This window comes from Leptolyngbya sp. FACHB-671, assembly GCF_014695745.1.
Classification (GTDB): domain Bacteria; phylum Cyanobacteriota; class Cyanobacteriia; order Elainellales; family Elainellaceae; genus JAAUTN01.
Genome location: NZ_JACJOV010000091.1, coordinates 1 through 3,085, shown reverse-complemented (window position 1 = coordinate 3,085; position 3,085 = coordinate 1). Strand labels below are relative to the sequence as shown.

Here is a 3,085-nt window from a genome sequence, read left to right as displayed (position 1 = left end):
GGGCAGAGCTTGGGCTGCTTGCTTGACCCAGTTGATTACCGTGTTGTGACACACGCCTGTGACTCGTTCAATCGCACGAAAGCCCATGCCATTGAGATAGAGGTTCAAGCAGTGTGCCTTGACTTCCAAGGAATAACCCTGAGGGGTGTGAGTTTCACGAAATTGACGATTGCAACTGCGGCACAGATAGTTCTGGATACCCTTGCGTCGTCCGTTCTTGACGGTTTGGTTGGATTGACAGTGTGAACATTGCATCATACTTCTATTTTGCAACGCCACAATGCGAATGCCCAGTGGATCGTAGGTCACAGGCGGACTGATAAATTCAACTCCACGATCGCTGAGAGTCTCATAGGCGCGATCGACATCATCTACTGCAAACGCTAAGTGTCGCCAACCTTGCGAGAGCATATGCTGAGGCGGTACAGCATTCTGTTCTTCAGGTCGTACTGACCCTTGCACTTGAGCTAGATCTACTCGAAAGCCTGGGATCTCCATCCAGGCAATTTGCACATTGCCGTTATCAAGTACAACCCGTCTTGTTTCAGTAAAACCGAGTTTCTCTGAATACCATTGCGATGCCGCTTCCACATCAGCAACAGATACCGTCATGTGATGGGTTGCGAGTGAAAGCTCAGGCGATCGCGCTGGATCTTGAGTAGGTTGCTGTTGGGATTGTTGAGCAACACTATGAATTGCCAAAGAGCCGATAGCTAGAACAGATAGGGTAATAGCTGGCAACAATTTCTTGGGTAACATCAGTTCCTTTAGTTCTAACGAGCAGGTGCTAACGGTCTGAATCGCAGCAGGTAATAAGGAGGAACACCGACATCAACGGGTTGAAAGAAAATGCTTTTGTGTGCTTGGTTCGTTGCTACATAAACGTAGCCATCTGCGGCAGGTTCAAAGCCTTCACTAAAGTTCAATAATTCATCATCTTTGCGAATCAAGCGGTAATCGCCTTCTGCATTTGTGACACCGATCGCGTTGTATTGCAAATCGGTGTTGTAGACGTTTCCTGCTGTGTCTACCATTAAGCCATCGCCAATATTTTTGTCGCCATATCGCTCGACACGATTACCCAGTTCTTCTGCACTGAGGCTGGTGTCTGTTAAATCGCGAGTGGAGATTCGATAAACGCTTGTGCTGCTCATGGGGCTGTAATAAACCCATTCATAGGTGGGGTCGATCGCAATCCCATTGACACCCCAGCGGGAAGGCATTTGTTCACCTGTTTCACGATTCGTGGTGATCATCAATGGCTCACCTTCGATAATCGCATCGATCGCCTCAGCTTGGACGCTGGAATGCCCTGCTAAAAGTCGACGAGGCTCCCCAGTATTCAGGTCAACCACAACCAGGGCTGGGTTAAATTGCCAGGGTTCTGAACCCCCTGCCGTATCTGCAATAATCACCAGATTTCTAGATTCATCAATTACAAAGTCCTGCATAGAAGAATTGGGTTCATAGGCAGGAGATGGAATCTCAATTTCTTTCACCAAAGATTCGGTCGTCGTGTTCCAGCCAATCAGCTTAGGAAGTCTGCCATTTCCGCCCATATCCAGCATCCACAGCACCCCTTGGCTGTCGATTTGCAAGGCATGAGATTCATGTTGTGCTCCAGCAGGATAATCTCGAAATGTGCCGTCTGGTAGCAATTCATGGACTCGATTTGGATTGGGTGCGCCAAAGTGTTCTGTCCAAATTACCCTACCATCGGGAGTTTTGGCCACCGCAGAAGGGCGAATGGGTAATTCAGCCACCACCTCAAGTTCAATTTCGTTGGATACAGGCATTTCAGGCAATGTCGTATTTTGCGAATCAGCTTGACTCATTAAGGGTTGATTGGTTGTTTCAACGGATTGCCTTGCGAATGCCAAAATTGCTCCACTTGTGGCGAGTCCGGTTGTGGCGATCGCCAGTGAAATCAGGATCTTCAGAGTTTTAGCTTGCATGATTAAAATTTCTCTTGTTGTTATTGACGCATGACCGAACGCAGCTACCAAGGCACTGGTTTTCGTGAGTTGAAGAATCCTCCATTTGGACCGTCTGCGGGAAGTGTTGCCAGCCAAACGGGTGTGTCAGCGCCCTCTTCTAGGGAGAGAAGACCTCTCTTAGGGTTTTGGTCAGTCTTCACAGGACCGGGGCAGGCTGAATTGACTTTGATAGTTGTATGCGCTGGTTCCTTTGCCAGTAGAACAGTGAGAGCATTTACGGCCGTTTTGGAGGCTTGATAAGCGGGAGATATCACTTCAGATAAGGGGGAAACTGGATCAAGAATGCTGGTTGATGACGCAACTGAACTCGACAGGTTGACAATGCGACCCGCAGGACTTTGGCACAAAAAAGGAAGCACAGTTTGAGTCACTGTAAACACACCAAAGAAATTAGTCTCGAAGGTGTCTCGCAATACTTGTGGATCTGTCGCACTGGGTGGTGGTCCGTCATTATCCAGCAAAATTGCAGCATTATTAATCAGCACATCCAACTGTCCAAATTTTGAACGAATGAAATCAGGCAATTTTGCAATCGATTCTGCCTTTGTCACATCTAATTCGATCGATTCTGCCTCTATTCCCTCAGCCTGCAACACTTTGGCTGCTGCTCCTCCTCGTTCAGTGCTTCTGGCACCCAGGATGACTCGATAGCCACGCTTTCCAAGTTGATGAGCAATTTCGAGTCCAATTCCTTTATTAGCTCCTGTGATTAACGCAACAGGTTTCATATCCGACCTCCTTAAAAGGATAACAAGTCGCCAAAGTGCGTTTATCTCTCCCAAATGGCGATCAAGTTTCCGTTGTTGTCTCGAAAATTGGTTACCGACGTTTCAACTTCAGGAATGTAGCGGCTCTCCCAAATCAGTTGCACGCCCTTTGACTTCAATTCTGCATCTGTTGCCTGCAAGTTATTTACCCAGAAGACAAGATTCCGCAAGCCTTGCACCCTTAGATGATCCGGTGGGCCTTGTGGACTATAGCTTTACGCAATTAAGCTAGGACATTATTTTAGAGATAGATAAGCGTTTAGGAGTGCCAATGTCAGCCCCCTACAGTTATGACCTTCGTCGCAAAGCGATTGATGCAGT

4 protein-coding genes and 1 pseudogene are annotated in these 3,085 nt (G+C 47.6%); all 5 read right to left on the bottom strand.

Translation table 11 applies throughout. The features are described 5' to 3' along the window. On the bottom strand, positions 1-255 hold a 255-nt coding region (locus H6F93_RS34035), incomplete at its 3' end, for an IS1/IS1595 family N-terminal zinc-binding domain-containing protein (protein WP_524537875.1). Positions 256-309: 54 nt separating this feature from the next. After that, a pseudogene (locus tag H6F93_RS34030) lies at positions 310-612 on the bottom strand (VOC family protein); the annotation flags it as partial. 161 nt (positions 613-773) lie between these two features. Continuing rightward, on the bottom strand, positions 774-1,955 hold the full coding sequence (locus H6F93_RS12000) for an L-dopachrome tautomerase-related protein (protein ID WP_190680983.1): 1,182 nt from the start codon (positions 1,953-1,955) through the stop codon (positions 774-776). Between the two features lie 44 nt (positions 1,956-1,999). Continuing rightward, positions 2,000-2,725 (bottom strand): SDR family oxidoreductase, encoded by a 726-nt coding sequence (locus tag H6F93_RS11995; protein ID WP_190680982.1) that lies wholly within the window; start codon positions 2,723-2,725, stop codon positions 2,000-2,002. A 41-nt stretch (positions 2,726-2,766) separates the two neighbouring features. After that, on the bottom strand, positions 2,767-2,934 hold the full coding sequence (locus H6F93_RS11990) for a VOC family protein (RefSeq protein WP_190680979.1): 168 nt from the start codon (positions 2,932-2,934) through the stop codon (positions 2,767-2,769). Positions 2,935-3,085: the final 151 nt, after the last annotated feature.

Excerpts from the sequence above, each read along its gene's own strand:
- H6F93_RS11995 (WP_190680982.1), bottom strand. The coding sequence starts at position 2,725 with ATGAAACCTGTTGCGTTAATCACAGGAGCTAATAAAGGAATTGGACTC.
- H6F93_RS12000 (WP_190680983.1), bottom strand. The coding sequence starts at position 1,955 with ATGCAAGCTAAAACTCTGAAGATCCTGATTTCACTGGCGATCGCCACA.